This is a genomic window from Ilumatobacter sp., assembly GCF_049588435.1.
Taxonomy (GTDB): Bacteria; Actinomycetota; Acidimicrobiia; order Acidimicrobiales; family Ilumatobacteraceae; genus Ilumatobacter_A.
In genome coordinates, this window is sequence record NZ_JBAVYV010000197.1 from 1 (window position 1) to 4127 (window position 4127).

A 4127-nucleotide genomic window follows, 5' to 3' on the forward strand; every position below is an offset into this window, starting at 1 on the left:
TAGAGAGCAGCGCGATCGGTGCGCAGGGTGACGTCGACATCGAAGCCCGGATCGGCCAGGCAGATCGAGGCTTCGTCCTCGACGACGATCCAGTAGCGATTGGGGTGGTCCGTGAAGGGCACGTACACGGTGAAGCGTGGGCGCGGCAGGTCGGTGGTGTCGAGTTGACGGTGGAGCCACCACAGCAGCAGATCCGGGTCGAGTTCGGTCGAGGTGGGTTCACCGAATGTCCAGCGGGCGCCCCAGGTCGCGAGGCCGAACACGACGGGCTCGAGGTCCCGACCGGACTCGGTCAGCTGGTACGAACCATCGTCGTGATGCTCGACCACGCCGGCCGTCATGAGTTGGTGGAGACGCCGGGTGAGGAGTGCCCGTGACAAGCCGGGGTTGCCGCGGATCAGTTCGTTGAACCGGTTCGTGCCGGTGAGCAGATCGCGGACGATGTGGATCGTCCACCGGTCCCCGAGTAGCTCGCCGAGTACTTCTCGCTCGGTGCGGGCACCGACATCGCACCGCTTCTGGCTGGGCTGACCGACGACGCCTGCCACGCACCGCACTGGGGATTCATGATCTCCGGACAGGTGGTCGTTGCCTACACCGACGGCACCGAGGAGGCGTGCAGCAGCCAGGACCTGTTCCACTGGCCGGCCGGTCATAGCGTGCGCGTCATCGACGACGCCGAGGTGATCCTGTTCAGCCCGCAGGCCGAGCACTCCGCCGTCATGGATCACATGCTCGCCAAGATCGCCGGATGAGCGTCACCAACATGACCGGAGGCAACGCCATGCACGGCAATGAGCAACTCGCGATCATCATCCCCAAGCTCCGCGAGGTCGGTGCCCGGATCGATCCGAGCCAGCTCGACGGACCGAGCCCGTGCAAGGAATTCACCGTCGCCGGCGTGCTCCGACACATGACTGAGCTGGCATCCGGTTTCGCTCCGATGTTCCGAGGTGAGGAATCGCCGAGTGGCGACCTCCCACCGAACGACAGCACCGACCTGACCCGATTCGACCGTGCGATGGCCGACCTGCTCGACGCAGTGCAGTCACCCGGCGCCCTCGACCGAACGATCCAGACACCCGGAGGGGAGATGCCCGGATCGGTGTTCGCCCGCCTCGTCGCGTTCGACGGTCTCGTCCACGGCTGGGACCTCGCCACCTCGACCGGACAGCCGTGGGACCTCGACGACGACCTCGTTGCCGAGGTCGACGACTTCGCCCGACAAGCGATTACCGACGACATGCGCGACGGCGATGCCTTCGCCGCCGTGCAACAACCAGCTGCTGACGCGACACCGGTCGAGCGGCTCGTTGCGTTCTCGGGCCGAACGACGTGAGATCGTAGAACAACACACGAGTGGAAACGGGAGGCCGCATGACCGGGAACGTCGAAGCCAACTACACCCGAGGTGGCCTCCAGCAGTCTGTGCTCGACGCGATCCTCGCCGACGGATACGATCCCGACGCCCTCGATCCTGAAGCGTTGGCGCCGGCCGAGGAGTTTCACACCTTCGGCCGCTCTGCCACCGTCGCGCTCGCCGAGGCCGCATCGATCACCGCCGACGATCGGGTGATCGATGTTGGTAGCGGACTGGGCGGCCCGGCGCGGTATCTGGCCCGTACCCATTACTGCCACGTCGTTGGCGTCGACATCACCCAGGAACTCTGTGACGTCGCCGCCGACCTCACGCGTCGCGTCGGCCTCACCGACCGAGTCGAGATCCACCAGGGCAACGCGCTGGCGCTGCCGTTTCCGGATGGCTCCTTCGACGTCGCCTGGACACAGCACGCCTCGATGAACATCGCCGACAAGGGCGGCTTGTACACCGAGATGCGTCGAGTCCTGCGCACGGGCGGCCGACTTGCGTTCTTCGACCTCCTCAGCGGACCCGAACAGCCGATCCACTTCCCCGTCCCGTGGGCCCAAGACCCGACATCGAGCGCGTTGGCCACCGTCGAGGAGACCCGAGATCTGCTCGCTGATACAGGGTTCGAGATCCGCCTCTGGGAGGACCTCACCGCCGAAGCCGTCGCCTTCTACGCGTCACTCGCCGACGGACCCCCTCCCAATCGACATCTCGGCCTTCACCTGCTGATCCGAGACCTACCCACCAAAGGAGCGAACCTGAAGCGAAACGTGGAAGAGAATCGACTTCGGTTGATCCGATGCATCGCCGACGCCATCTGAGTCGCGCGCCCGAGCACGCCTGTGAAGTCCTCCAAACGAGACCACGCCCGAACGACGCCACACGGACAGCTGTCACCGACACGTGAACCTCACAGCTCGACAATCGCGACACGACAGGAGCATGCCAGCCCCTCAGAATCCAGCCGCGGAGATCACACCACCTCGGCCGCTTCGTCCGCCACAGCGGCTCCGACCTCCGACCTCCGAGGTTCATTGCGGAGCGGCACCGCTCTCGCTACTCGACCGCACATTCTTCGAGCAGGCGATCGCTCACCCACGTGCCGAGACTGAGCGGTGTGGTCGTGTCGGCCGCGGGAGCGATCTGTGTCTCCCCGACCGGATGGGGTCCTCGGCCGCGTGGATCGGGAAGCGCAATACCCCCGACCAGCTTGCCACGAGACGGATTCCGCCGGATTCCGCCGGATTCCGCCGGGTATCGAGCGCGTGTGCCCGCGGCGTCAGTCGCCGTCGACGTCGACTGCCAGGAGGTTTCTGGGTTGCTCCAGCCCCTTGAGCGAATGCACGCCGCGGTCAGCGAACCTGAAAGCGCCGCCGGTCGAGGACTCGGCAACGGTCGAGGTGACGATGACCTCACCGGGTCGAGCCACACCCATGACGCGGGCTGCGATGTGGACGGCGATGCCGCCGATGTCGTCGTCGCGCTGCTCGATCTCCCCGACGTGAATGCCCGTGCGGCCCTCGAGACCGAGGTCGCGGGTCGTGTTGCGAAGCTCGACCGCAGCAGCGATGGCTTCGGAGCCTGATGGGAAGGTGGCCAATGCTCCGTCACCGGTGCGTTTGACGACGGTGCCGTGATGGCGTTGAACCGTCGCATGCATGGCGGCTTCGTACCGGTCCAATGTGGACCTCCACACCGCATCGCCGACGGTGGCGGCGGTCGGAGTGGACTCGACCAGGTCGGTGAACAACACCGCCACCAGTCGCCGCTGAGTGAACGCTTCGATGGTGCGCCGGTGATGAATCCGGCCGCAAGCTCGGCGACGAGTCCGGCGTCGAGGCCCATCACTCCGCTGTCGTTGCCCTCGATCGTGACGCATTCGGCGCGGGGAAAGATGGTGGTCCATCGGTCCAGCTCGTCGAGGCTCATCGCGCTGCGCCGCCGGATCAGCAAGGTCGGTGGACCGTCGGCGACTGGTTGCGGGTCGGTGAAGAAGCGGTCGAGTGCGATCCGCTGCAAACGCATGAACACGGCTCGGTCGGTGGCGGAGGACCCGAGGCGGTTGGCACGTTCGAGCCATTCGGCGAACGCCGGGTCGCCGGCCCGACTGGAGAACGGGTCGAAGACCGGACTCCGGTCCCGATCGATACTGGAGTCGACCACCCGCCGGAACGTCTCTGGCGACAGCGGGTTGATCAGCACCGCACCGAGGACCCGGGTCGGGTGTGCGCGCATCATCGTCGCGGTCTGAGCGAGTGAGCTGCCGACGATCCATCCCGCACCGGTCCCCACTGCATCCAAGACTGCGACGCTCGCCTCGCACATCTGATCGAGCCAATCGCGTTCAGGATCGAGAGGATCCGACGAACCGAGACCCGGCCGGTCATACAGCACAAGCCGTCCATACCGAGCCAGCGTCCGGAGAAATCGGCCGTACATCGGCTCCTCGTCGAGCAGATCGAGCGGCCACGGACCGACGACGTCGTGGACGATCACGGGGCCGTCGCCCTCGGACGTCACCTGATAGGCGATCTCGCGCTCGTCGGCCATCGGTGCGAACCGAACCTCACGAGACACCGGCGCCGCCTCCCACCCGCCAATACTGACACCCTGAAGAACCGCCCGACAACGGCCGTACTGCGGTGCCCCATCGGAGCGGCACCGTGACAGCTTCCGACGAACTCGCCGGGAAACGTGTCGTGGCGGGTGTGCTGCCGGGCTCTCAGCTCGCGGAGTCGACGGTGGTTTCGTAGCGGTC

At 66.2% G+C, this 4127-nt stretch carries 5 protein-coding genes; 3 read left to right on the top strand and 2 right to left on the bottom strand.

The features are described 5' to 3' along the window. Positions 1 to 548: winged helix-turn-helix transcriptional regulator (locus tag WBV89_RS07215; protein WP_423980656.1), on the bottom strand; the 548-nt coding region annotated here is incomplete at its 3' end. 18 nt (positions 549 to 566) lie between these two features. On the opposite strand from WBV89_RS07215, the gene WBV89_RS07220 reads away from it, so the two are divergent. From WBV89_RS07220 to WBV89_RS07230, 3 genes are read left to right on the top strand one after another with little or no spacing between them, the layout of a single operon-like run. After that, positions 567 to 755 (top strand): hypothetical protein, encoded by a 189-nt coding sequence (locus WBV89_RS07220; protein WP_423980657.1) that lies wholly within the window; start codon positions 567 to 569, stop codon positions 753 to 755. After that, the gene (locus WBV89_RS07225; RefSeq protein ID WP_423980658.1) at positions 752 to 1339 is read left to right on the top strand and encodes a TIGR03086 family metal-binding protein; all 588 of its coding nucleotides are present in this window, start codon (positions 752 to 754) and stop codon (positions 1337 to 1339) included. Before WBV89_RS07220 ends, WBV89_RS07225 begins: the two co-directional genes overlap by 4 nt. 38 nt (positions 1340 to 1377) lie before the next feature. Beyond that, positions 1378 to 2190, top strand: coding sequence for a class I SAM-dependent methyltransferase (locus tag WBV89_RS07230; protein ID WP_423980659.1), 813 nt, complete (start codon positions 1378 to 1380; stop codon positions 2188 to 2190). A 458-nt stretch (positions 2191 to 2648) separates the two neighbouring features. Here the strand turns inward: WBV89_RS07230 and WBV89_RS07235 are convergent, their stop codons facing one another. Then, entirely contained in the window at positions 2649 to 3128 is a 480-nt protein-coding gene (locus WBV89_RS07235) for an adenylate/guanylate cyclase domain-containing protein (RefSeq protein WP_423980660.1), read from the bottom strand. Positions 3129 to 4127 lie beyond the last annotated feature (999 nt).

What these genes read in the sequence shown, in the direction of transcription:
- WBV89_RS07220 (WP_423980657.1), top strand. Translation starts at nt 567, where the DNA reads ATGATCTCCGGACAGGTGGTCGTTGCCTACACCGACGGCACCGAGGAG.
- WBV89_RS07225 (WP_423980658.1), top strand. Translation starts at nt 752, where the DNA reads ATGAGCGTCACCAACATGACCGGAGGCAACGCCATGCACGGCAATGAG.
- WBV89_RS07230 (WP_423980659.1), top strand. Translation starts at nt 1,378, where the DNA reads ATGACCGGGAACGTCGAAGCCAACTACACCCGAGGTGGCCTCCAGCAG.